Below are 26,042 nucleotides of genomic sequence, written 5' to 3' on the forward strand. Positions count from 1 at the left end.
AGTATACTCGTTTCTTCGCTAATTTATAGTGTAGAGGAAGTAAAAATGAAGTTACCACAGGAAAATTTAACAGTAAAAGAGCAGCTTGCAGAATTTGACCAATGGCTAACACCAAAGCTCGAACGCATTAAAGATACTGATAAATTCAATAGTGAAGTAGAATTATTAAGTGAATGTATTAAAACTCTGTCCAAGGATCTGAATCAATTCATAGATATGGACCTTTGCTCTATCGATTCTTTGGTTGAGGTAATTTGCAAAGTAAGTTCTTCCTATACAAATGGTTCAAACTTTTTTGAAGATGAAGCTTCATTAACTAATTTCTATATTTCATTCTTCAATCTGCTTTTCTTAGCAACTGGTGCAACTGACAATAATTTAAAAAATCATTTTCTCATTAAGTTAAAAGAAGACGATATATCCTCAAAAATACCAAAACGAGGAACTGGTAAGAAAAACATTAAATTCTCCTTAAGGGCATTACCAAGCACAACTACATCAGATTATATAGCTAAATTGTTAGCATCTTGTTATGTAGGGAGTATGTCAGAATACGATAATATCGTATCAACAGAACCTACTTTTTCATTAAATGAATATCTTAAAATATATCTAGCCGAGTACATATCACTAATTCTTGAAGATGAAGAGGAATTGCTACAACTGTGGGTAATTTGTAAATCATTTATCCACCTCAGCAAAGAATCAAAAGACATGGCAAGATTGCTAATAAATTCATGTACTATTTTTAAAGTTAGAGGTTCAGTTTCTGCTTCTGGAGGTCATATTCCAGAGAACCTCCTTAGAGAAAAATTAGTAGAGATTGGTTTGATAGCTGATAGAGACTTTAATACCTCTGATGCCATAGTAGGTGAAGAAATTATAGAAGAGTCAGGAAAGCGGAAGAAAAAAACTAGAGCCTATGATTTTATCTTACCTTATAAAATTGAGACTTGGGAACCAAAGCTATTTATCCAATCGCAATTTTATGCTGGTGATAGTGGAAGTCTATCTCATAAAGTTGTAGATCAAACATCTGCCTCTAGAGATTTTACAAAGTCTAAGTACCCTAGTGCTAGGTTTATAGAATATCTTGATGGCGCAGGATATTTCGCTTCTCTTCGAGGAGATCTTGAGCATATGTTGACTATGGAAGACACTCACTCTTTCATTCAAGTAAAGTCTATTCTGATTCGTTTACGAAGAGAGTTTCAAAGTATATTATTCCTAACGCCAGTAGAATTTGAGCATGCAATCATTGAAACTACATCGGGAAACCGTAGAGAAGTTCTTAATATTTTGTTATCTCAAGGGTACTCCCTGGATGAAATTTCACGTGTTGAAAATGATTTAATTGAACGAAACTTTATTTCTATTGACGCTCAATCATATAAAATAAGCCCGTTAAGAATTGAGTATGCTAGAAAGCTTTTTTTATTAGATATTGCAGGAATTGAGGGTTATGTAATTACAGCTCATGAACGAAAATCAGGTAAGTTTATATTATTACCAGGCTTTGGAGCTGGTTACGGTTTACTTGGATCTACACTAGCCACTCTCGCATGTGAGAAAGCCAAATTTATAACAATTACTCCAACGCAGTACGAAGAGGATTTAGAGTGGTTAATAGAAGAGAAAGTGATTTCTAGAAAATAGAATAAATATTATATCGGTATAGTTTTCCAGTTTATTTATCACTTCTTGGCTACACTATTCCCTTAGCACATACTTTCGCAAGGCATCCACTGGACTTAGTGTGGCTAGTTGTTAAATTACGTGTTGCAACAACAGTCTAATTTCCACATGAGCACTTACACAAATATTTTATATCATTACGTTTAACTGTCGCTTTGATGACATTTAGTATACTAAGGAAGGAAGAGGATCAGGTCTTTCATTTTGCGTTTTAATAATTAGCTTTTAAATCGCTATGGAGGCGTTGGCGACTTAGTCAGACTATAGAAAAAGCTATTAAATTTTTAATTTAATTACAGTCCAAATTTTAGCTTAATAATTACTATCATGGTTTGTATAAGAGCGGTTCAAATTGAACAAACTAAATGACAACACTATATAGACACTTATATTTCACCTAGGGTTTCCATATATAATATACTTCTATATGCGATTTTAAGACGTTCTGAGTATGTTAATACATTTATTGCTACAACTAAGAACTCTTATTATAGAACGATTCTGTTGCTCTATGCTCTACTTTGCCCCTCTCTATTCAATAACAATGTTGGAAATGCAGAACTAGCAACATCAATCATTAAATACTCTAAAAAGGTCTGTCTTGTTTTACCGAAATTTTCCTACATACCACTACACCTCGTGTTTTATCTGGTCTCTTGAATTTATAACTGAGGTGGCAATGTATAAGGGTGCCAAAGATTGACAACTTATACTGCCTTGACTCCATAAACATATTCCGGATATTCCTAGGACTCCGGATGTTACATAGATTTGAGCTTAGAAGTAATTCTCTATTTGATTCTTATGCGCTCGCCAAGATAAAACGGTTTAATGTAAAACCACTCGTTTTTTCAGTTTTTTAAATATACAGCGCTTACCGACCTTAATTCACCGCACCGAATGCTATCTAATAGCGCACTTAATGCTATCTAATGTAGTTTTTTTTTAAAAAAAAGCCTGTTTAAAGGTAGCATTAAGGTAGCGTTTAGGTAGCATAGTTGGCAGTAATTAACCGACATGATGATTGAACTGGTATCTTCAAAGATCGTTATGGGTGTCATCTGGGATTTGTATTAATAAGGCACTCATCTGAGTGAAGTCATTAATACCATCGGAATTTTTAATTACTACAAATTTTTATAGACACAAAGATTACTAATAAATAACACTTTCAAATGCGCGAAATAACGAGCATAGCTGCAACGTAAGAGCGTTTTTAATGATAAATTACATTATGCTAGCAAAAATCATAAAATCGTCACAGTGAGCTATTAAGGGCTTGGCTAGTAATTAAATAGTAACGTTCATACCATCAGAATATTTTAATGCGGTTTTTATTCATTCAGAACACTGGTCGCATAATTTACCTTAATTAAACCCGTATTTAGATACAGCGCTAATAAACAAAAAAGTTAGTCCACCCATTACTTCAAAGATATATCATTAATTCAATATTAAGCATGAAATGTTTTTAAATTATCAGGTGCACAACCAGAGAGGCTTACGAATGCGGTGTAGAAGCTCCATAATCAGTCTGTGCTTCGTTTTCTTGTGTTAACCCAATCAATGCGAGCAAAGCCCGCTAGAGTTGCTAAAATACCACTTTACAAGGCAAGACCACAGACCCCATTTAACTACATAATTACAGATGTCATTTTTGACATATCTATTAGCCACTTATGGATGACCCATGTTAATACAAAGTTTGAATATTCTAGTAGAACACACGCATGCAAAATATATTTGAAATTTAATTGTTGGTATGATTTTTGCTATTAGTTATTTTAAGTCTTTTAAGTGTTATATATATATAGTAGAAACACAAAAAAGTGATGATATGCGGAAATTGAATATAAATAAAATCGTAAGTGATTGAAATTAAATGAATTATAACCCTTAGCTCACTCCGTTCGCTTAGAAACAGCGGCTTCGCCTTGTTTCTGCTTAAAAACTATTCCGCTTTCATAATAAAATAAGTAATTCATTTGGATTTTATTGAAGAGTAATAATCTTATCTTAACAATGAAAATTAATTCTTAAGCCGGTTCTATATCAAACCCACCTAAAGCTTGTTCGTTTAATAATTCGTTAAGAATTTACTTACTTCTCATCATGCATGATTTTACATTATTCTGATGCCACTTTCGGTCGTTAAAGGTTCTAATTCCTTTTTCATTTAACTGATTAGCAATAAAATGATCTGAATGGCCATTTATTCGCATTTCGCTGATAAATATCACTATTTTTTCTTTATTGTAAGGGAGTGTCTCTTTTTCCTTTAACGTTGGCTCTAAAATTCCATCTAAAATGTCATCTAAATCGTCTAGGTTTTCATTGGCTTTTGAAGTTGATTTAGCTTCGGAAATATCTTGGAATTGTTGTTCTGTTATATTAACTCTCATTCGCTTTAACTGTTCTATACAAGCCTTTTTAACCCAAGATGAAAACGTATCAAAAGGTTCTTTATTATTCTCTATTGCTTCAATTAAAACACGTTCAAAACGTATGTTTTTTGTTATCGATTTTTTGTTTTTGTTTGTATTTATAACAGACATGAAAAATATCCTAGTTTAGTATTTATTAGTATGTAGTATAACAGAGTGTATACACACTGTATACGCACTGTATACGCACTGTATACGCACTGTATACACTCTGTATACGCACTGTATACACACGTATAGACACTGCGTGTACAGTGTAAGTGCACTGTGTGCACAGTATTTACGGTGAGTAAAGTAATGCAAAATAAAAATTCGCGTATTAATATCTAAAATATTTGGAAGTTAGAGAGATAAATTAGATTATTGATATTCATTGAGATTGTTATTATTTGGTCGAAAGGGGTAATTTTATGCAGATGAGGTATTCTATTTAGAAAAGCATGGTTTTATAAACCACTTACTTTACCTCTTTTTCATACATCAACCTTGTGCATATTTAGGATTAAAAAAATTTACTGACTCTCACTGAAAGCTACTTTAACTATTAAGTTATTATTAAGAAATAGTTTCTACATTATTTCATAAGTCATATACAAGTCCTTAACTCATACAATGGATAGCCTATCTAGTTGCCATATCCATATGAGTTAAATTTCTTTTTACAGTGGTTAATTCAGTAGTAATTACATTTGTATATTCGGGCACTGTAACTTGTTATTTTTCCTCCATCGATAATAGGTTGCTCTACCTACCCCATATGTTTTTAATGCATCGTTCAGCTTTTCAATTTCGGCCGATACAGCTTTAAATACTTTCTCACATTTATTTGCTGTTTCCGGATCAGCTTTTCGTCCTTTAAATTTATCTCTATTTGCTTCGATACCTTCTTGTTGACGTCTACGCCGATCTTCGTAATCTTTTGAAGCCGTGGCTGCCAATATCTCAATCAACATACTATTAACAGACTCAAGAATACGCTGTTGCATTTCATCTTGATTGAGATTGAGTACTTGAAAGCTTGTAGGTACATCACAAGCGACAATATTTAAACCTTTGCCATCGATAGCCTGTTTTAACTCTTTCCACTTAGATGATGTTAAACGAGTTAGCCTGTCAATCTGCTCAAGTAGAATAATGTCGTTTTGCTTTGAGTCATTTAAGAGTTTTGTTAGTTGTGGTCTGGCAACTTTACGGCCTGAGTAGTTTTCAACGTAATACACCGCATTATCTAGGTCTAATTTTTGCTTCTTAGCTTCCGCTATTATGTATTCTTTAGCTCGTTCGGCATCTTGGTCTGAAGTCGATGCTCGTAAATAGATTCTGATAGTCATTACAACTCCTTTGTCTCAATTGAATAACTTAAATGATACGTTATCTTTTGAGTTGTTGCAATGTGGTAAATGAGACTAATTCGCCTAAGTATCAAAGGTTCTGGCTAAGTATACTTAAATGATACGGTCCGATAGACATCAGAGTTAATTCAAGATGGTCTATATAACCATTACCCCCCTTATTCGATTAGTTGTGAGTTAAACACTTAGAAGAGGGGGAGGCGTGTCATATTCTGTAATTTTGCTCTCTGGTTTCTTTTCTACTTACGTCTAGAATATATGTAACTACTAATACATTTCACTTATGGAGTTACTCCTATTAAAATTCAATTAAGAACGGATACTTATATGAAGCCATTACAAAATTCATTGATCAGCATACTTTTGTTAATACCTGCGAGCTCGTTTGCGGCTAATGAGACTATTCAATCATTCAATAAAGCAAAGAAGATACTTGAACGAGAAGTCTATCAAGACCATCGTATAACACTGTATTGCGGAGCTGAGTTTGATGATAAAAAACTGGTTACTCCACCTGAAGGTTTTACAACAGAGAAATTTCTTAAGCGCTCTAAAAAAATTGAATGGGAGCACGCTGTTCCGGCCGAAAACTTTGGTCGAACATTTAAAGAATGGCGAGATGGAGATGCCTTGTGTGTAAATAGCAAAGGCAAAGAATTTAAGGGGCGTCGTTGTGCTGAAAAGGTAAATGTAGAATATCGCTATATGCAGGCTGATATGTTTAATTTATACCCCGCTATTGGAGCAGTAAATGCTTTAAGAAGTAATTACAATTTTACTATGCAACCAAGTGAAGAAAGTGATTTTGGTAGTTGTGAAATGAAAATCGCTGATCGTAAAGCAGAGCCACCAGCAAGAGCAAGGGGGCGTATAGCTCGTACTTACTTGTATATGGATGAGACTTACAGCAGGTACAACATGAGTCGCCAACAGAAGCAGTTAATGAATGCTTGGGATAAAATGTATCCGGTTGATAGTTGGGAATGCTTAAGAGTTAAAAGAATATCTAAACTACAAAACAGCAAAAATAATATCGTACAGAGCAGATGTGAAGTGCAAAAACTATGGTGAAAAGAGGCCGCTAAAAGATTATAAAGTCTTCCTACTGCCTCAGTCTGGACGGTTAGGTTAGATGCACTTTATGTCCATATAATACCAGTTCATTGTTACACCAATTGGAGTAGTACCCTCGACGATACTTTCATTAATAACGATTGGGTTTGGGCAATTAGGACGAAGTGTTTTGATTATAAAAAGGCGATCATCAAGGTCGTTGGTATTAAAGTTAAAGTCATAAGCGGAACGAATTTGAGCTTTTATATCGTAACCTTCCGTTTTTGCAACTGAGGCTGGCATATCTGATAAATTAACGACTCCTGTTACTAATAGGTTACGTATTGCATGGGGACTGCTTGCACAACTTGTGATTGAACCGAGTACAAGTAGTAAAGCGCATATTTTGAGTCTTTTGGTCATTTTAGGTTTCTTCTGGGTTTTATGTGGAAATAATTAAACTTAAGGGGTAAAAAAAACATTATTTTAACCTCAATCTTTACTGTTTTAAAACAACTTCTTATCAAAAGTACTTTTTATTAAAGATTATCGAGTAACAATTTGTGCAACAAACTGTGTAACATTCGGATAGGTATTTTTATTTGGTGCTACACTAAACACTTATATATCAACTAACTTACTGCTGCGAGAGTTAGCTTATCGGCCAACTCCAACCATTCTAGCCCCTGTTTGCTTTATGCAAATAGGGGCTTTTTCATTTCTATATGTTTAATTTACTATTAAATCACTTAAACCCAACCTCGAGCAGATCCTTACTCTCTATTATAGGTGCCTGCGGTTTTCCAAATGTTGATAAAGGAATCATGAACGACATCTTCAGCAAGAGGGTAGTTTTTTAATATTCTCACCACAACTGTGAGTAGCCTTGTTGCTTCTTGTTCGTAGAGTTGTATTGGAATACTGCCTTTTGTAGAAGGTTAAATGGTTAACTGTGTGCCAGTAATAGATGAGCCATCAAGCGATTTCGATGTTGCTGGTGGGCTAAAGTAAGAGACTAAATGGTTGTCTTTATTGTCACTTAAAATCGCGCGTAGACCAGCGAATGCCCATTTTGCTTTTGCTTCATTGGTTGTATCTACTTTACATTCCCAAGTGATGTTACCTTTTGCAGTAGTAAATATCGCAACTTGATTTCCTGCTGGTACACGCACTTCACTTGGTAATTTATCTCGAGAAAAAATACCTGCATATGACTGTGTTGTTATTGCTATTAAAGCGATACACCTATGATTTTTAGTGCTTTTAATATGTATTGAGTTTTCATTGTCACTTCCCTATTAATTGATTTCGAATGTAAAAAACAGTTAATTTGTTACTGTTACGACAATGCATTTTGGATGCAAAAAGGTTAAATAAATTTCAATTACTTTTTTACATCCTTATTTATTACAAATAAAAAGACGATTTTTTTGGTTGTATTGTACTAATAAAAAAGCGAGTAATAGAAAAATGATTGCAAAAGAGGGGACAAAAGCCTGTTCTAATATTTCTCGATATTTTTTAGCCCAAAATAAGGCAAAGAAGACGTGACTGGTGAAAATAAGATATAACCAAAAAATAATTCTTTTTGCCCATAATCTCCCCATAAAGGCATAAGCGGTTAGATTTCCCAGTAATATTGTAAACGTCAAAATAGCAGTAGGTATAATAAAGTGACGACCTATAACAAAAGTCTGAATAACGCCCAATACTAATAAACAAGTTATAAAAGCGGTTATCCATTCTAAACTATTACGATAATTAATCTTTGTTGGTAAACAAGGTGCCATTATGTTGCCTCTAATAAAAAGTTAGTGTTAACCGTTGTTTACACCTTAACTAAATATAGTAACATTTAACGCTTGTCAGAATAAATAGCTGTGCTTTTATACCACTTTAAATGATTTATTCTGTCTAAACTCTAAACTCTAAACTCTAAACTCTAAACTCTAAACTCTAAACTCTAAACTCTAAACTCTAAACTCTAAACTCTAAACTCTAAAGTTGCAGATTGTGGATAAAAATTTGAAGTTTATGAATTAAGGGATAAATGGCTTTTCAAAAGGGCAGGAAGTGTTGATGCAGTGCTGTAGATTACCGATGATTCGTCAGAGTTAAATAGTATTTAATTCTGACGAATCATCGGTATTTATTAAGTCAGTATAGCTTAGTTTAATATAACTTAACTTAACTTAAAGCGGTTTACCATTGCTGCTAATCTAGTATTCGCAGCAGATAGGCTTTCTGTACTTTCTGATGTTAGTTGTCCATTTTGAGTCAATTCATGCACCATATCCTGAATCGACGCCATGTTGAAACTGATTTGCTCTGCAACTTGGCTTTGTTCCGATGATGCGGTGGCGATATGAGAGCTTAATTCATTAATTTCAATGATTGAACCTGCCATAGAATCTAAGCCTGTGCCCACACTAATCGTATTATCCGTTGTATTTTGGCAACTTTCTTTTGTTGTATTCATTGCATTAACAGCTAATGCAGCATCATCCGTTAGCTTGGTTAATAGCTCATTAATTTCGGCAGTACTTTCTTGCGTTCTTGCTGCAAGTGAACGAACTTCATCTGCTACGACAGCAAACCCTCGACCTTGTTCACCCGCTCGTGCTGCTTCAATAGCTGCATTTAATGCGAGTAGGTTAGTTTGATCTGCAATTGCACCAATCACACTTAATACAGTAACAATTTCTTGCGTATTTTCATGCATGGTATTAATGCGTTGAGAAGCTACTTCTACTTCGTTTACCAAAGCTTGTACACTTTCAGAAGATGAAGCGACTAATTGTTTTGAGATCAATGCTTCATCGCTGGCTTGTTGTGTACTCAGTGAGGTTTGCTTGGCGTTTTCTGCAACCGTATTCGCAGAAGCGCTCATTTCGGTGATCGCCGCAACAGCTTGCTGTGTTTCGCCTGCATGAACATTGAGTGCTTGATCGTTAGAAGCTGATACTTTATGAAGTTGCTCAATGCCATGTGAAATTTCAGCAGATGAAGTTAAAATATCAGACATCATTGTTTGCAGCTGACTAATAAAGGTATTTATTCCCTGTGCAATATCTGCAAGGTCGTCATTACCTTCAACATTTAATCGCTGAGTCAAATCTGCATCACCTTTGGCTAAATCAGCAATACGGTGTTTTAAAGATATAATTGGCGAGTAAATTTTTGCGAGAGTCAGTATTAATAAAATAATAGTTAATATGATTAAGCTACTAGCCGTCACAATAGAGGATATTAGTTGCTCCTCTAAAAATGCGTAGGCAATCGATTTATCAATATCAATAACCACATGCCACTGTTTACCACCAAGTAATTCAATGTTGGAGTAAACAACTTGTTGATCATTCCCGTCTTTTTGATAATTAAATTCACCTGAACCATTGTTTAATACTTGTTGCTCAAGTGCTTTATTGGCAATACGCGAACCAAATTTTTCATTACCAGAGGTGCTAATTAATCCTCCTTGTCCATCATAAAGGGAAATCACTGCTCCTTCAAAATGAACTTTTTTGATAAAAGGGTCAACCGCTTCTAGAAAAATATCACCGCCGATAACACCATTGTTTTCAACGTCTAAAAAACTAAACATATATTTGTCAGAAATACCTTTATCGAAATAGATATCGGTAATCATTAAACGGTTAGCCGCTTTAGCGTCTTGATACCACTCTTCTTGAGTAGCATCATAATCTGCAAATTGACCACCATTACCCATAGTTATCCCTGCCTTATCTGCAAAATTAACAGCATCTAAAGGGGTTGATGCAACTAGCAGTTTTGCTATTTCTATTTTCTTTGATGAATCGTCACTGTTCAATAGCACTTTGGCACTGTTAACCACTTTTTTATTGCTATCAAGCCAGGTGTTTATATTGTTTTTGATGGAGTCTAAAGCGTCGGTCGCTTGGTCATGGACAGAATTTTCGCTTTCTTCACGTGTATTTGAGTATGAAACCCAGTTTGATACTAATAATGATAATGCAACGAATAACGTTGCAGAGAGCATGATGCGCTGTTTAAAGCCGATAGAATGAATCACATATATTCCTTTAAGTGAGTGTGTAGCTTTGTAAAATTAATAATATTTAAATTGAGTGTAGAACAGAAAACTAGCATGTAAAATTGAAACAATAGAATCTAAAATTATAACTGTAAAGATATTATAAACTACCCTTAATGAGTATTTATTTTTAAATTTCTTATTGTGTATAAGAAAAAGTTTTTAATGCCTCTTATATATCAATATCTTATTTTATTTTTGTTAGAGTACTCGTATAGTAGTGGTTTATTGATTAATTTTATCTTGAATTATCAATGTTATTGAATAGAACATGTCTTTTTTTAGATGAGACATCATGCCTATTGAATTGAATATAGCTATGTTTCGAGAAGGTAATTAATAGCTCATTACGTCATACCCCATTACATTGATAAAACCATTAATAAGTCTCACCACATTGTATTCAGTCCCTTTATCAAACTCTTTACTCAATTCTTTATTTTATATATTACCTGATTCACTTGCTGCACATTTTATCCTCGCTAACTGTTCGAATAACGCTCACTTTATGTTGGCTATTATGTCGTTTCAATACTAAAAGTTGTTTATTTTTCACAAAAATTTATGGGTTTTATTCTTACGTATTTTGGTGAATATAGGTTTAAATAATTTTTTTGTTTATTTATTGTCATTTTATTTTTAACCTCTCACTCCACTATTGTTAGTCTTATAAGTATTATTTTAGGAGGTTAATTAGTGGGTCTTTTTTAGTGGTTATATTCAGTTAAATTATTTTTATTGAACTTTATCAACACTTTGATCTCTACTTTAACGTTCAATTTAATATTGAACAAAGAAGTTAAAGTGTGACTTGTCATTTCTAAAAGTATGATTAATGTGATGCTCTTTACTTTTGAGCGGACTAATTGTTGCTAAATATCTTAGTTTATTCAATTCTTAGCGCCGCGTTTTAAACCGTGTAATAACAAGTTTTATTTAAATAATGGGAGGACGGTGTAATACCAGCTCTTACTGGAAAATAATCAAAGGAATATTTATGAAATTGAATACGAAACTTAGATATACAACAACACTTGTTGCAGCTGCATTATCTGTGGCTGCTATCCCAGCTGTGAATGCGGCATCAGTCAGTATTGTTAATGCTGGGTTTGAAGATAGCTTTAAAAGTGGTTGGGTAGATACTGATCCTTCTGCTATTTCTAGCGATGAACGTAGTGGTTCTAAAGCTGCTAAGATCACAGGTGATGGTGGTAAATTTGAGCAGAATGTTATTGTTAAAGCAAATACTGATTATGTACTAACTGCTTACATTGCTGGTTACGGTAAAATCGGAGCATCGGTTGATGGCACCCGTTATACAAGAACAGGCGGTGGCAATGATTATGAGCAAGTTTCTGTGTCTTTTAACTCTGGCTCTTCTACTTCAATTACTATTTTTGGTAACTACTACGACAAAGAAGGACGTTTTGATGATTTTGCGCTTGAAAGTGTAGGAACGACTGAGACAGTAACCAGCGAAACATGTACAAGTAGCGCTGCATTAGTCATCTCTTCTGCTTCTGATGATGGCACTAACGACGGTCATGGCCCTGAAAATACCATTGATAAAGATACCACTGATGATTCTCGCTGGTCTTCAAAAGGTGAAGGAAAAACAATTACTTATGATTTAGGTTCAGAGACTTCAGTCAAGGAACTTGCTGTAAGATGGTATAAAGGCAGTGAGCGAAGTTCATATTTCGATATTCATACATCGACTAATAATAATAACTGGACTTCAGTATTATCTGGTGGGATTTCTTCTGGTGGAGATTCAAGCTATGAGACGATTGATGTCACAGATACTGAAGCGCGTTATGTTCGTGTGACAGGTAATGGTAATTCTGAAGGTTCTAATTGGAATAGTATTGTCGAAACAAAAATTTTAGGTTGTACCGATGGTTCAACTGCTGACACTGACACAGGTGATACAAGTGATACAAGTGATTCTGATCCTTCTGATAATGTGACCGTAGCGCCTGGCGATGCTGAATATCCTTCTGATTTAATGAGTAACTATAATCAATGGAAAATCACTTATCCTGATGGTGTAGAAGACAAAACACTTTTAAAAGCTACCAATGAATATTTCTATGTTAACGACGAAGGCAATGGCATTGTATTTAGAGCACCAGTGAAATCAAATAACGGGACTACACCAAACTCTGACTATATCCGTTCTGAACTTCGTGAACGTACTACTGATGGTAAATCAGATATTTACTGGACGACTAGCGGTACTCATGTTGCTTACTCTAAACAAGCGATTACGCATTTACCACTTGTAAAAGACCATTTAGTCGCGACTCAAATCCATGGTAACAAAGATGATGGTATTGATGATTCTATGGTATTAAGGCTAGAAGGTGAGCACTTATTCTTAAGCTTTAATGGCGGTAAGTTAAGATCTAACCTAACGATTAAAGAGGATTATAAGTTAGGTACCATTCATGAAGTTATTTTTGAAGTGGTTAATGATAAACATTACGTTTATTACAGTGAAGACGGTGGTTTAAACGCGGCTTATACTGCAGGTAATGCTAGTAAATACTTAGTGAAAGATGGTTCTAGTGATTATGTGATGGACCTTAATTATGATAAATCATACTTTAAAATTGGTAACTACACTCAAACGAACGCAGATGAAGAAGGTAGTTCTACTGACGATGAAGATAACTATGGTGAAGTTGTTGTTTACGATTTCTGGGTTAACCACGAATAAGGTTAACTTCATCTCTATTTAGGTTAGTCGACGTTATTGTACGGCTGGTTAAATTAGGAAATAGTTATTTTAAAGCAGACCGATGGTCTGCTTTTTTATGGCTGAAAGGTTATTAATTTTATTCTTTGAAGATAAAGTGGATCTTTATAATATCCCAATGTTGGCTGAATTTTAACATAACTTGTTTATGTTCTATTGATGCCTTGTTGTGTTTGGGGCTTTTAAATTTTAAGTTGAATGGCAGATTTTAATCTGAAGTCATTGTATTTTTACCATTCTTTTTAGAAACATATAAAAAGGTATCCACTCTTTTAAATATTGAGTCCTTATTATCCTGGCTAGTGACTTCTGTTAATCCTATGCTCAATGTTATTGTCGGTTTGTTCTTTGTATTAAGGCTTAAGTCGATATTTTTTCTTATATGTTCAATGGCTTGTTTACTATTTTCTAAGTTTGTACTGGGGAAGATAATAACAAACTCTTCTCCACCGATTCTAAATAACATATCGCCATCTCTTATATTCGACTTTAATGCGTTGGCTATATTCTTTAAAACGGTATCCCCAAAACTATGTCCGTAATTGTCATTTATCTTTTTAAAATCATCAGCATCAAAAATAGCGAGAGAAAAAGTAGTACCGTATCTTTTATATTGAGATATCAACTTTTCTATGCTTTCATCGTAAGCTTTTCTATTCTTAATGCCTGTTAAAAAGTCGGTGTAGGATAGACTTCTATTGATGTTAATTTGTTTGTGTAAATTGTTTAACGTTTGATTATAACTACTAATTAAATCACTAATATCTTTGATTGAAGAAGTCTCATTTTCTATCATTTTATTATCTTTAATCATATTTGTGATGGCGCTGATTTTTGATGTTATCTCTCTTTTTTTATAATATTCAAACAAAGTTAAAACAAGCAAGATCAGGATACTTATAAATAAAAAGGTATTTAGGTTTGCTCTTAAATCACTGTCTAATGGTGCTAAAGGAAAGGATGTTTTAATAAATAATAAGGTATCGCTTTTTTCACCAAATAAAGAACCAGTAGAAGAGTAGAAGTTTAGTGTGTTTTTCTTCTTATCTGTAAAGCTGATTAATTTTTCATTTAATGGAATAAGTTTCACTAGTGTTTTATTTAAGCTTATTTTTCTAGTGTCTGAGGTTGCTAATCTTTCTATTTCATCGCTTTTTAATGCTTGGTTAATATCAAATAAAAAGTCTTGTGTCAGGCTGTGAGTATAGGCATTGTGATCCGCTTTAGATTTAAAGTCGATGGCTTTAATATTAATATCTTGTATAAAAAATTCGGTCGCCATATATAGGCTTGTTTGACTGGTTTCAGTTAATAAATATTGTAACTGTTTACTTATTTCCTCACTGTAATCTAAAGCAAATCCTATTTGCAGAATATACTTTCCATCGTCTGATACTTTCACTAAATATCTTTTTAACTTTGAATCAAGGTCCAATTTAGGCGAAGAAATATCAAGTTTAATATTTTTATTGAATATCTTATTAAAGAGTTCTCGTACGGTTTTGAATTGCCCTAAGTCAAAGCCAATTTCTTTTTCGTAGGATGCTTTTTCGATAATATAATCTTGATTGATCATGAAAATTTCATACTTTCCAAAATTCACATTTCGATTTAATTCATCTTCCATCTGCTTTAAATTCAAATGTGTTTTTTGATTATTATATAGTGTTGATAATTGCTCTAGTTTGTCGATGTTTTGACCTTCAGCTTGGATAAATTGATATTCGAGCTTATCGAATATAGATCTGAATTTTTCTCTCATCTCTAATGATTTAGTGTAATTTGAATTTTTGAAGTTTACTGACGTTATTTTATTGGAGGCGGTATATTGATAGTATAAACCAGAGAAAACAATGATAAAAAGGCTGGCAAAAAAGAAGGCATTAAATGCCTTTAAGCTTATTTTTTTATTCAAAAAATCATATATCCGCATAAATTATCAAAATAGAACTAGTTATCATTATTATTGCTTCATCTTTACAAAAGTTAATAATTTGATACTACATGAATACTTAACAAAATAAAGTCTTCATGTTCGTTCTGTATCCCATCCTAGAGGCTTTATAAATAAGCCTTTGTGTCACTTTTAGATAAGTTTTTTGTCTATTTGTCTGTCTATCTATCTGTCTATCTGCCAATATTAAAAAATTAACCTACTTTATTTTTATGGGTTTTATTTAAACTTGTTATTAATTGTGCCATTTACTTTGCAAGTCTCATGCTTAAGTTTAGTGTTTTAATCGATGTAGTTAACATTGGATTAATTATTCGATATCGTGGCGTTACTTCTAATTAAGGTCATATTAGCCCTTTATAAAACGAACTTTTTATATTTATTTTTCTATTTTAATATTTATATTCAGTAGGTTAAGTTTATTTTGTTGACGGGTTTTATTATTTAAAAAAATAACGATTGTCGAAGCTGAAACTCGATCTATAATGCGCCTGATTTTACTACTGTAAAAGTGTAAATAGGCTAATTGAAAGTTATCAATCAGGATAACGACATTGTGATGAAAGGGTTTAAAAATGAGTGATGTGTTGAGCATTGTTTTATTAATATTAGCAGGTGCGATATTTGCTATGTCCGAGATTTCTATTGCTGCGGCTAGGAAAATAAAGCTGCGAGTAATGGCTGATGAAGGTAGTAATAAAGCGTTGGAAGTGATTGAACTGCAACAGCAACCGGGTAATTTTTTTGCAATGATGCAGATTGCATTGAACGGCATTTCTATTCTTGGCGGTATTATCGGTGAGCAAGCGTTAACTCCTTATATTCGTAATATGATCAGTGTGTTTTATCAAGGTCCATTATTAGGCGAAGTGAGCTTTGTACTTTCTTTTATTTGTTTAACCTCTTTGTTTATTTTGTTTGCCGATTTATTACCTAAACGCTTAGCTATTATTATGCCAGAGGCGGTTGCTATACGTATCGTGTCACTGATGCGCTGGATAACCTTTTTGTTAATGCCTGCTGTATTTTTGTTTAATGGTTTAACCAATATAATGTTACGTTTATTCCATATTCCTACTGAGCGCACTGAGTTGGTGACCACCGAAGATATTATCGCGATGATGGATGCTGGTGCGGAAGATGGCAGCCTGCAAAAGCAAGAATATCAACTAATTGGTAACGTATTCGATTTAGAAGTCAGCACCATTGGCAGTGTGATGACACCGCGAGATCAGATTATCTTTTTTGATTTAGATGATAGTAGTGAGGAGATCAGCAAAAAGATTATCGAGCAACCTCATAATGATTTTTTAGTGTGTGATGGTGGCTTGGATAAAATACGTGGCAGCATTGAATCGAAAGAGATTTTACGTTTAGTACTGAAAGGCGAGTTAGCACAAATACACCCAACAAAAGTGGATAAGGACCTTTTTTATCTTCCAGAAACATTAACGTTATCTGAAGCGTTAAATGCTTTTAAAGTGGCGGCACAACCTTTTGCTGTGATCGTCAATGAATACGCCACGGTAGTAGGGCTTGTAACCGTTAAAGATTTGTTGAGTAGCTTTATGGGGGAGTTAATTACCCATCAAGACGAAGAACAAATTGTGCAAAGGGATGATTCGTCTTGGCTGATTGAAGGGTTAACGCCAATTAACGATGTGATGCGTTGTTTATCGATTGAAGAGTTCCCTAATCGTAATCAATACGAAACCATCGCGGGCTTTATGATTTACACTTTGAAACGTTTACCTAAGCGTACTGATAACTTTACTCATCAAGGTTATAAATTTGAAGTCTTGGATCTTGAAGGGGTGCGTGTTGAGCAAATTTTAGTGACGAAATTAAAATAGTTACGCCCAAGTAGCTAAATAGCTTAACCCAAAGAGCTAATTGTTATTCAATTAACTAAACAGCTTAACTAAACAGCTTAACTCAAAGAGCTAACTGCTATTCAATTAATCCAGCCACTTTATGGTCGTGGTTGGATTAATTGATAAGTTATTAATACCAAAACTTTTAATAGCCTCTGTAAATACTTCTGCCTTGTTATCTTTTCGTTTTTTTTGGACCTTTATTTCTGCCTTCTAATCGATAAAAGTGTATAGGTGGCTTGTCTGTACAATTTTTTTGATTAATAACGCGAAAATTATTATCTAGACGTAATGTATTTATTGACCAATAATCCGCCTGAAATTTTTGCCATACTGTGATTTCAGATAACTGAATCACCATTACTCCTACATTAATGAGAGATCTAAATTTGCAACATTCAACTGATATGGACCGCATCCGCGCGGAATACAATGTTCGTTACTGGAGCCAAGGTTTTTATGGGATTAACGACCAAGGTGAGGTGTATGTATCGCCGCGCAGTGGGTGTGATCATCAGGTGGCATTAAGTGACATCGCAGCAGAATTAGCAGAGCGTAATTTAAGTATGCCCGCTTTGGTTCGCTTCCCTCAAATATTACACCAACGTGTGCATAATATTTGTGATGCTTTCAATCAAGCGATTCAAGAAGTGGATTACGATAACCGCTATTTATTGGTTTACCCAATTAAAGTGAATCAACAAAAAGAAGTGGTTGATGAAATTTTAGAAAGCCAAGCTGGATTAGAGCATAAGCAATTAGGTCTAGAAGCGGGCAGTAAGCCAGAGCTATTAGCTGTATTAGCATTAGCGCAAAAAGCCAGTTCAGTGATTGTATGTAATGGTTACAAAGACAGAGAATACATTCGTTTAGCGTTAATTGGTGAGAAGTTAGGGCACAGCGTTTTAATTGTTTTAGAGAAATTATCTGAACTTGATTTAGTGTTAGAAGAAGCACGTTCGTTAGGTGTTAAACCTCGTATGGGTTTACGTATTCGCTTAGCATCACAGGGGGCTGGTAAATGGCAGTCAAGTGGTGGTGAGAAATCTAAATTTGGGTTAGCAGCATCTCAAGTATTAACGGTTGTTGAGCGTTTAAAAGCAGAAAACCAATTAGATACATTACAACTTGTACATTTTCACTTAGGTTCACAAATGGCAAACATTCGTGACGTGCGTAATGGCGTCAGTGAAGCGGCGCGTTTTTACTGTGAATTACGTGCGATGGGCGTGCCATTAGATTATTTAGATGTGGGCGGTGGTTTGGCTGTCGATTATGACGGTACACGTAGCCAATCTCATAACTCAATGAACTATAGCTTAGCGGAATACGCTCGCAATATTGTGATTACGATCAGTGATATTTGTAATTTATATGAACAACCTAAACCGGTGATTATTTCTGAGTCTGGTCGCTCATTAACAGCGCATCATGCAGTATTGATCACCAATGTTATTGGCGCTGAAACTTATAAGCCAGAACAGTTTGATGCACCTGCTGAGCAAGGCTCTTTATTGCTACAAAACATGTGGAACAACTGGAAGTTATTGTCTGGTGGAAGTGATGACCGTGCATTAATTGAAATTTATAACGATACGCAAAGTGACATTGTAGAAGTACATAACCAATTTGCGACGGGCGTGTTAAATCTTCAAGAACGTGCTTGGGGTGAGCAAGTGGCTTTACGCATCTATTATGAATTGAGCTTACAAATGAGCACTAAAAATCGTTTCCATCGTCCGATTTTAGATGACTTGAATGAACGTTTAGCGGATAAGTTTTTTGTTAACTTTTCACTGTTTCAATCATTACCGGATGCGTGGGGCATTGATCAAGTATTCCCAATTTTACCGTTGTCTGATTTACACCGAGCGGGTGAGCGTCGTGCCGTATTGTTAGATATTACTTGTGATTCTGATGGTGTTATAGACCAATATGTTGATGGACAAGGTATTGAAACAACATTACCTGTGCCTGCATGGTCTGCTGATAAACCTTACTTAATGGGGTTCTTCTTAGTCGGTGCTTATCAAGAAATTTTAGGTGATATGCATAACTTATTTGGTGATACGCACAGTGTGGTGGTGAATGTACAAGAAGATGGTAGCTGGAATATCGATTCATTAAACGAAGGCGATACCGTTGAAGATGTAATGAAGTATGTGCATATTGATGTGGAAGCGATTCGTGATAATTACCGTGCTTTAGCGTCATCACGTGTGTCTGTTGAAGAGCAGCAAAGTATTTTAGATGAGTTAGAGCAAGGCTTAGCGGGTTACACTTACTTAGAGGGCTTTTAAATGTCAGCTTCATCTAATGATCATCCTAACGGAGTGTTTAGTGATTTATTTACTAAAGAGGATTACTCTTTATATTCTAATGCGATGACGTTTATGCGTCGTCCTTTAGTAAAGAATCCGTTAGCGAAAGAACCTTTGGCTGAAAATGCAGACGTGGTTGTACTCGGTGTGCCATTTGATATGGCAACATCAGGTCGTTCTGGCGCTCGAATGGGGCCTGATGCAGTACGTCGCGCCTCGGTTAACTTGTCATGGGAAAGTAAAAAATTCCCATGGGAGTTTAAACTGTTCGAACATACTAATGTTATTGATGCTGGGGACTTAGTATTTGATTGTGGCGATGCTGAAGACATGACACAACGTCTTGAAGCAGCCGCGGATCAAATATTAAGTAGCGGTAAAATGTTACTCAGTTTAGGAGGGGATCATTTTGTCACGTTACCTTTATTACGTGCCTATGCAAAACATCATGGTGAAATGGCGTTGATTCATTTCGACGCACACACTGACACTTACAATAATGGCAGCCGTTATGACCATGGCACTATGTTTTACCATGCGCCTAACGAAGGATTGATTGATCCTAAATCATCAGTGCAAATTGGTATTCGTACTGAATATAAAAAGCAAGGTCATGGCTTTAATGTGATTAATGCAATGGAAGCGAATGATTTATCCGTTGAGCAAATAGTGTCACAGGTAAAAACGATTGTGGGTGATAAACCTGTTTATTTAACCTTTGATATTGATTGCTTAGATCCTGCTTTTGCACCGGGTACCGGTACGCCTGTATGTGGTGGTATTAGTTCGGATAAAGCATTAAAAATAATTCGTGCATTACAAGGTATTAACTTGGTGGGGATGGATGTAGTTGAAGTGTCACCTGCTTACGACCAAAGTGAAATCACGGCACTTGCGGCAGCAACGGTTGCTTTAGAATTGTTGTATGTTTGGACAGCGAACAAGTTATCTGCTGTTTAATTGTCTGTTAACTATCCGTGGTTTATAGCAGTGTTTCTATATAAGACTTCTGTCTAGAAATACTATAGAGGCGATATAGGAGTGATATTGAAATGCTTCTATATAAAACATTGCTTGCTGAGTTTTGTACCTTAAATGGTAACGGGTATATATTTATGCCCGAACTTCTAAATTAGAAGCTCGGGTCAATAACGTGTTAATCAGTATTTTCTTTATTATCTAAGGCATTAACTAATACAGCTTTCTCATTAAATGTATAAGTAACCAATTAATGAGCAACTAATTAAAAATTATTATCTAATAGTGCTTTTAACACTCGACGCCGAGATATTACACCCACCACTTTATTGTTTTCATTGATAACAGGGTAGGTTTTAGGTTGAGGGCCAACCATCTTTTCTGCCAGTGAGAAAATCGTTTGATCTGCTTTAACACTCAACACTTCTTTACGCATGATATCTTGAACTAAACCGATTCGTTGGTTGTGGTAAGCAAATTGAGTGGTTACGTGTAAGCATTCTTGTTCTGAAATCCAACCAAGTAATATGTTATTTTGATCAACAACCGGGCCACCTAATGCTTCTTTTTTGATGAGCTCTATTGATGCGGTGATGACAGGCATGTCTTCGTAAATCTTCGCAAAATTAACATCCATATAATTTTTCACTATCATCTCTTTCATTTATAAAACTCCTTTTTATATTATTGTATGAAGAATAGTGCTTATTAATAAACTATGCAACATAACAGTTTGTGAATCGTGTTTAAGTGTCTCGGTATTGGTTTTATACCTATTAACTGTCATTTTTAATCTTGAATGTGCGCTTTAGAATTCAAGATTAAAGTTAACCTTTACTACAATTAGAGTACTCTAATGTTGGCGCTTGATTACTCGCTCTTGATGCTTTCTGGCTAATATTTTTTATTTATTTTCTTGTTAAAAAATCATTCATTGATCTATTCTTTTTATCTTAAGTCGATATAAAGAATACTTTTCTCTAATTTATATCAGCAATAAATCTGATATTAGTTATGTCTTTAATTTATGATAAATAATTGAATTAAAAAGAGGGCTGCTAAGGTCTTTTAATAATAACGATATCCAGTAAGTTTATTTAATTATACTTAATTTATGAAGACCAATACATGACCTTTAGCTACCTGACCACCACTGCAACGACACGTTTTAGTTTCTTTTTTTGGTTACTATTATGCATTGTTGCGTCTATGGGACTAGAACAGCTTAAGTTTGCAGTAGATTATACGAGTTACTTCTCTGAAGATGATCAGCGATTTAATCGCTTTCGAACATTTCAGCGTGACTTTGCTCAAGATGATCAACTGGTGATTATTATTGAGTCCAAACAAGATAATAATATTAAAAAACATTTGCCGTTTATTAAAGACCTTACTTCTGCTTTATCTGATCTGTCTTTTGTTAAAAAAGTGGGCGGTTTTAAAGAAAGTTACTTTAATCCATTATCTAGCGCGTTACCGGTAGGAGGTAAACAAAACCCTGCATTAACAGAGTTTGTTGCAACGGATAATAGTGCCGTGTTATTAACTCTTTCCTTCAATCAGCATGGTGCAGTATCTGATTTTTTAACTCAATTAAATAGCGCTAGAGATTTAATTAATCGTCAGATGACGGAATATGATCCTAAATTAGAGGCTTACTACTCAGGAGAGCTCGCACTTAATTGGCAATATGCTGAAGTATTGAAACATGATTTGATCTGGTTCTTACCTGGATTAATACTTCTACTCTGTATTATGTTGTGGCTAGTGATACCAGAAAAGTGGTGGATAATTGGCATTGCAAGTTCATCATTTGTGGTTTTGATTTGTACACTGGGTTTAGCTGCATGGGGGCATTTTACTATTGCGGCTATTAGTGCTTTTGTCCCAGTCATTATTATTGTATTAAATGTGGCTTATGCAATGCACTTGTATTTTGATTGGCGTAACGCATGCGCTAATATCTACGGTAATACATCCTCTGATAATGTGCTTAATTACACTCCTAAACAAGTTGCTTTAACCGCACTAATAACGTCGATGAAACGTAATATTAAACCTTTATTTTGGGGAAGCATAACCACTGCTTTTGGTTTTATTCTATTAAGGTTTAGCCCATCACCCCCCATCCAAGACTTTGGTGGAATGGTTGCTTTTGCTGTACTAATTAGCTTTCTTGTTAACTACTCTGTTTTAATTACCTTTGCTCGTTTAGCTCATTATAAAGTGACTTCGGTTGCTAACCTTTCCCGTTTTTGTGAATATTTATATCAATTAGGTTGGGATTATCGTCGACCAATGTTAACCATTGTAGGGGGATTAACCTTACTTGCTACAATAAGCCTAAGTCAGTTACGTTTTGATGATGATGCCGCCAATTATTTTCCTACCGATAATGTTTTTAGTGTGTCCAAGCAAGTAATGGAAACAAAGTTTAATGGTATAAATCAAGTAAGTTTTGTTGTCGATACTAATACCGAATTAGGTATTACTGAATCATCTTATATTAAAAAAATTAACCAGTTTAGTCGTTTCTTAGTAAAACAAGATGAAGTCATTGAAGTACATAGTATCGTTGATTGGCTTAAATGGTATGGAGTAGGGCAGCATCAATTTAAGCAAATATTAACGGACAATACGACAGAAACATTAGGCGTGGAAAGGCTGGTTAATGTAGACAGCAGCGCTAGTTTACTTCGAGTTAATCTTGTACCAATGAAAGCCAGTGAACTTATTGATTTTGAAGATAAAGTCTTAAGTTATCTAACATCAAATAATTTACATACATTGATTTCACCTCCGCTTAGTCAACAACTTGTGTTTGCCCATTTAAGTCGTGAAAATTCATGGACCATGTTGAGTTCATTTATAGCAGCATTATTATTGCTTTTGACCTTGTTAATATTTCTAAAACGCTCGTTTAAATTAGCTTTGTTAGGGTTGTTGGCAAATATGCTTCCTCTTGTGTTGGTCTTTGGGTTTTGGCAATTTATTGGAGGCAGTTTAAGCTTAGGTTGCGCTGTAGTGATGGGCATGATTTTAGGTATTATTATTGATGATAGTTTACATTTATTATTAAAAGTGAGTGAGGGTGAGTCAAGTGAAATAGGTTCTACACTGAATGGATTTCGGGAGGTAATGCCTGCTATTACTTTTACTAGTATTTTATTGGTTTTAGGGTTTTCTTTAGGTCTTAATTCAGATTTCTTTCCTATTATCGAATTAAGTTTTCTCTCTTTGTTAACTATTTTTATTGCTTGGTTGTTTGACTTCATTGTATTACCCGTTTGTTATCGTTTGGCAATGCGAGGTGAGCGTTAATGCATAATCAACCTTCCCGATGTTTTCCTCTACCTAAAATAAGCCAGGCCGCATTAGACAAATTCATACTGCCTGATAATGCTAATGGAAAAAGAATAGAGAAATGGATAGCCTTGCATGCTAAGGAAGTTAAAACATGGAAGGTAACTGAGCAATATGCACTGGCACATCTTATTCCTTTAATATTGTGCGGTGAACAATCGGCTCAGCTTGTATTTAATCAAGAAATCAATCGTTTATTTAGTGAAAACCAAGACGATAATCAAATGATGATTAAAAGTTTACTTGAAGTGGAAGCTGATGAGCATCGGCATGATCAAGCTTTACAAGCAATACTTAATGCTCTTCCTATTATTGAAAGTAAGCGTCATATTCAACGTCAAGCACAACGTTTTTATGCTCAACTTGGGCGTGGAGAGGATCGTTGTCAGCATTTTATTAAAATTGCCACTTTAGACGCTTGTGTAACGCAAGTAATGCATGAGTTTGAACATTGCTTATTAGGCGTCAATCATCCCTTTTCTCACCTTTGTGGACTTATTAAAAAAGACGAAGCTAAGCATGTTTATGTCGCAAGACATCATGCTCAAGCTTTAGGTGCTACCTCTGCAATGTTTAGGAAGGAGCAACACTCGGTAAGTCACTTATTACATCAGTTACTCGATACTCAAGTTGAGCATTTTAACTTCTTGGGTGTAGATTTAAATAAAATATTTACAAATTTGGAGGGAAAATGGCAGTAACTTTTGCCCCGTACGACCTAAATTTACTCGCAATTAGCGCAGTATTACCGCCACAACATGTTACTAATCAACAACTAATTAGTGCATTAGAAACATTGTGTGGAAAATCTGCAGCCAGAAAAGCAAGTATCATTGCTAAACGATTAGGTATTAAAGAACGCCATTTGGTACGTGATTTAGCGAAACCTTTAAGTGAATGTTTAACATCAAGCATTGATATGAGTTTAACTGCATTAAATGATGCATTAACACAATCGAATACTCCTGTTGAATCACTTAGCTATTTACTGAGTCATACTTGTACTCCCCATACTCAAGTGCCTCCTAATGCCGCTTGGGTTGCTGATCAAATAGGCTTAATCAGCCCTTATCTTGAATTACGTCAAGCTTGTACTGGCTTTGCTAATGCATTACAAATAGCTAGTGCGTTTAGTGCAACCGATTCTCGACCTATTGCCATTGTAGGGTGTGAGACTGGGTCAGTATATTTTGATATTAATGAACAGTTTATTACCACCTCTCAAATGGTTAATTATATGCAAATGGGGGATGGATGTGGGGCTGTGATTGTTCAAACTGCTACAGACCCAAGACAACTTATAAGCGATATTTATATTGGACAGATTGGGCATAATAAACAACCAGGCTTTTATCTAGATGGTGGTTCAAATACAGTTGGAACAGGTAACATGGCTCGCTTTCATCATAATACTCAGGCCGTTAAAGATAATGGTGAACAACTATTTGAATTAGGCTTAAAAGCAGTATTATCTCGTGGTTATCAGCTTGATGACTTTCGCTATATTTTACCGCACCAAGCCAATGGTCATATTGATTTGATGATGGCTAAGAAGTTAGATGTACATCCTGATAGGATCGTTAATGATGCACAAGTTCTTGGGAATTTAGGGTCAGCTGCAATATGGGTTAGCCTAGCAAGATTAGTTAATTCAAAAAAATTAAATACAGGTGATAAAGTATTGGTGTTAGGCGCTGAAGCGACTAAGTATCTTTATGGTGGTTTTGTTTATACTCATTAATTTATACGCCCGTTACGATTCAAGGTTAAAAACTCAGCAAGCGGTAAAGTGAACAAATTCTAGGCCAAAGAGGAAGATCTAACGGATTAAATCGACACTTTCTAACATCGAAGGTGTTTACTTCGCAGTTTGTCCTTTGGGCCGTTAGCTTGAAAGCCAACTCTACGTTGCCACCTTCGGTAAGGACTCGCCATTGTCATCATGTTGCGTCTTGGTTTAGAGTTCAAATTAACGAATGAACAATGAACGGCAACAGGTGTAGGCATAATAAATTTTGAATGACTCCTTTTCTTCTTGATATTTAATTAATAGGCTTAACGCTCGCCCAATGAGGTTGCAAATAATTTCCTTTCATTTTTAACAATGCATCATAGCGTTTCTTTTATATAACCAAAAATTATTATAATGATAACTAATCATAATTTTATTTT

The 26,042-nt window shown here is 34.8% G+C and carries 18 protein-coding genes; 9 read left to right on the plus strand and 9 right to left on the minus strand.

Features of this window, described 5'->3' with window-relative positions; genetic code table 11:
* The first annotated feature begins 45 nt into the window (after positions 1-45).
* The gene (locus GQR59_RS05570) at positions 46-1,656 is read left to right on the plus strand and encodes a hypothetical protein (RefSeq protein ID WP_160061054.1); all 1,611 of its coding nucleotides are present in this window, start codon (positions 46-48) and stop codon (positions 1,654-1,656) included.
* Positions 1,657-3,791: 2,135 nt separating this feature from the next.
* Here GQR59_RS05570 and GQR59_RS05575 read toward each other — a convergent pair.
* The gene (locus tag GQR59_RS05575) at positions 3,792-4,250 is read right to left on the minus strand and encodes a recombinase family protein (protein WP_160061055.1); all 459 of its coding nucleotides are present in this window, start codon (positions 4,248-4,250) and stop codon (positions 3,792-3,794) included.
* A gap of 572 nt (positions 4,251-4,822) precedes the next feature.
* Positions 4,823-5,470, minus strand: a complete 648-nt coding sequence (locus tag GQR59_RS05580; protein ID WP_160061056.1) for a recombinase family protein — start codon at positions 5,468-5,470, stop codon at positions 4,823-4,825.
* A 348-nt stretch (positions 5,471-5,818) separates the two neighbouring features.
* Here GQR59_RS05580 and GQR59_RS05585 point away from each other — a divergent pair, with 348 nt between their 5' ends.
* Positions 5,819-6,562, plus strand: a complete 744-nt coding sequence (locus tag GQR59_RS05585) for an endonuclease (protein ID WP_160061057.1) — start codon at positions 5,819-5,821, stop codon at positions 6,560-6,562.
* A gap of 57 nt (positions 6,563-6,619) precedes the next feature.
* Here the strand turns inward: GQR59_RS05585 and GQR59_RS05590 are convergent, their stop codons facing one another.
* From GQR59_RS05590 to GQR59_RS05610, 5 genes are all read right to left on the minus strand, one after another.
* Positions 6,620-6,967 (minus strand): hypothetical protein, encoded by a 348-nt coding sequence (locus tag GQR59_RS05590; protein WP_160061058.1) that lies wholly within the window; start codon positions 6,965-6,967, stop codon positions 6,620-6,622.
* A gap of 350 nt (positions 6,968-7,317) precedes the next feature.
* Positions 7,318-7,464, minus strand: a complete 147-nt coding sequence (locus GQR59_RS18980) for a sigma factor (RefSeq protein WP_160062442.1) — start codon at positions 7,462-7,464, stop codon at positions 7,318-7,320.
* A gap of 18 nt (positions 7,465-7,482) precedes the next feature.
* The gene (locus GQR59_RS05600) at positions 7,483-7,716 is read right to left on the minus strand and encodes a hypothetical protein (protein ID WP_160061059.1); all 234 of its coding nucleotides are present in this window, start codon (positions 7,714-7,716) and stop codon (positions 7,483-7,485) included.
* 228 nt (positions 7,717-7,944) lie between these two features.
* The gene (locus GQR59_RS05605) at positions 7,945-8,334 is read right to left on the minus strand and encodes a hypothetical protein (protein WP_160061060.1); all 390 of its coding nucleotides are present in this window, start codon (positions 8,332-8,334) and stop codon (positions 7,945-7,947) included.
* Between the two features lie 392 nt (positions 8,335-8,726).
* Positions 8,727-10,598, minus strand: coding sequence for a methyl-accepting chemotaxis protein (locus GQR59_RS05610; RefSeq protein ID WP_160061061.1), 1,872 nt, complete (start codon positions 10,596-10,598; stop codon positions 8,727-8,729).
* 1,018 nt (positions 10,599-11,616) lie between these two features.
* Here GQR59_RS05610 and GQR59_RS05615 point away from each other — a divergent pair.
* Positions 11,617-13,341 (plus strand): polysaccharide lyase family 7 protein, encoded by a 1,725-nt coding sequence (locus tag GQR59_RS05615; protein WP_160061062.1) that lies wholly within the window; start codon positions 11,617-11,619, stop codon positions 13,339-13,341.
* A gap of 247 nt (positions 13,342-13,588) precedes the next feature.
* On the opposite strand, the gene GQR59_RS05620 is transcribed toward GQR59_RS05615, so the two are convergent.
* Entirely contained in the window at positions 13,589-15,295 is a 1,707-nt protein-coding gene (locus tag GQR59_RS05620; RefSeq protein WP_160061063.1) for a GGDEF domain-containing protein, read from the minus strand.
* Positions 15,296-15,909: 614 nt separating this feature from the next.
* Between GQR59_RS05620 and GQR59_RS05625 the strand changes: the two genes are divergently transcribed.
* The 3 genes from GQR59_RS05625 (at position 15,910) to speB (ending at position 20,489) form a co-directional block, all read left to right on the plus strand.
* The gene (locus GQR59_RS05625; protein WP_160061064.1) at positions 15,910-17,187 is read left to right on the plus strand and encodes a hemolysin family protein; all 1,278 of its coding nucleotides are present in this window, start codon (positions 15,910-15,912) and stop codon (positions 17,185-17,187) included.
* Positions 17,188-17,615: 428 nt separating this feature from the next.
* Positions 17,616-19,508, plus strand: coding sequence for a biosynthetic arginine decarboxylase (speA, locus tag GQR59_RS05630; protein WP_442966188.1), 1,893 nt, complete (start codon positions 17,616-17,618; stop codon positions 19,506-19,508).
* Complete coding sequence (gene speB, locus GQR59_RS05635; RefSeq protein WP_160061066.1) at positions 19,509-20,489, plus strand: agmatinase; 981 nt, start codon at positions 19,509-19,511, stop codon at positions 20,487-20,489. It begins immediately after the preceding gene.
* A 283-nt stretch (positions 20,490-20,772) separates the two neighbouring features.
* On the opposite strand, the gene GQR59_RS05640 is transcribed toward speB, so the two are convergent.
* Positions 20,773-21,171 (minus strand): CBS domain-containing protein, encoded by a 399-nt coding sequence (locus GQR59_RS05640; RefSeq protein WP_201288023.1) that lies wholly within the window; start codon positions 21,169-21,171, stop codon positions 20,773-20,775.
* Between the two features lie 464 nt (positions 21,172-21,635).
* Here GQR59_RS05640 and GQR59_RS05645 point away from each other — a divergent pair, with 464 nt between their 5' ends.
* Genes GQR59_RS05645 through GQR59_RS05655 form a run of 3 tightly spaced genes read left to right on the plus strand, consistent with a single transcriptional unit; the run spans position 21,636 to position 25,611 of the window.
* On the plus strand, positions 21,636-23,828 hold the full coding sequence (locus GQR59_RS05645) for an efflux RND transporter permease subunit (protein WP_160061067.1): 2,193 nt from the start codon (positions 21,636-21,638) through the stop codon (positions 23,826-23,828).
* Positions 23,828-24,571, plus strand: a complete 744-nt coding sequence (locus GQR59_RS05650; RefSeq protein ID WP_160061068.1) for a hypothetical protein — start codon at positions 23,828-23,830, stop codon at positions 24,569-24,571. The genes GQR59_RS05645 and GQR59_RS05650 overlap by 1 nt, the downstream gene beginning before the upstream one ends.
* Positions 24,562-25,611: a 3-oxoacyl-ACP synthase III family protein gene (locus GQR59_RS05655; RefSeq protein WP_160061069.1), complete on the plus strand. Its 1,050-nt coding sequence runs from the start codon at positions 24,562-24,564 to the stop codon at positions 25,609-25,611. The genes GQR59_RS05650 and GQR59_RS05655 overlap by 10 nt, the downstream gene beginning before the upstream one ends.
* Positions 25,612-26,042 lie beyond the last annotated feature (431 nt).

The organism is Psychromonas sp. L1A2 (genome assembly GCF_009828855.1).
Lineage (GTDB): Bacteria > Pseudomonadota > Gammaproteobacteria > Enterobacterales > Psychromonadaceae > Psychromonas.

Excerpts from the sequence above, each read along its gene's own strand:
- GQR59_RS05570 (WP_160061054.1), top strand. The coding sequence starts at position 46 with ATGAAGTTACCACAGGAAAATTTAACAGTAAAAGAGCAGCTTGCAGAA.
- GQR59_RS05575 (WP_160061055.1), bottom strand. The coding sequence starts at position 4,250 with ATGTCTGTTATAAATACAAACAAAAACAAAAAATCGATAACAAAAAAC.
- GQR59_RS05580 (WP_160061056.1), bottom strand. The coding sequence starts at position 5,470 with ATGACTATCAGAATCTATTTACGAGCATCGACTTCAGACCAAGATGCC.
- GQR59_RS05585 (WP_160061057.1), top strand. The coding sequence starts at position 5,819 with ATGAAGCCATTACAAAATTCATTGATCAGCATACTTTTGTTAATACCT.
- GQR59_RS05590 (WP_160061058.1), bottom strand. The coding sequence starts at position 6,967 with ATGACCAAAAGACTCAAAATATGCGCTTTACTACTTGTACTCGGTTCA.
- GQR59_RS05605 (WP_160061060.1), bottom strand. The coding sequence starts at position 8,334 with ATGGCACCTTGTTTACCAACAAAGATTAATTATCGTAATAGTTTAGAA.
- GQR59_RS05615 (WP_160061062.1), top strand. The coding sequence starts at position 11,617 with ATGAAATTGAATACGAAACTTAGATATACAACAACACTTGTTGCAGCT.
- GQR59_RS05625 (WP_160061064.1), top strand. The coding sequence starts at position 15,910 with ATGAGTGATGTGTTGAGCATTGTTTTATTAATATTAGCAGGTGCGATA.
- speA (WP_442966188.1), top strand. The coding sequence starts at position 17,616 with ATGGACCGCATCCGCGCGGAATACAATGTTCGTTACTGGAGCCAAGGT.
- speB (WP_160061066.1), top strand. The coding sequence starts at position 19,509 with ATGTCAGCTTCATCTAATGATCATCCTAACGGAGTGTTTAGTGATTTA.
- GQR59_RS05640 (WP_201288023.1), bottom strand. The coding sequence starts at position 21,171 with ATGAAAGAGATGATAGTGAAAAATTATATGGATGTTAATTTTGCGAAG.
- GQR59_RS05645 (WP_160061067.1), top strand. The coding sequence starts at position 21,636 with ATGACCTTTAGCTACCTGACCACCACTGCAACGACACGTTTTAGTTTC.
- GQR59_RS05650 (WP_160061068.1), top strand. The coding sequence starts at position 23,828 with ATGCATAATCAACCTTCCCGATGTTTTCCTCTACCTAAAATAAGCCAG.
- GQR59_RS05655 (WP_160061069.1), top strand. The coding sequence starts at position 24,562 with ATGGCAGTAACTTTTGCCCCGTACGACCTAAATTTACTCGCAATTAGC.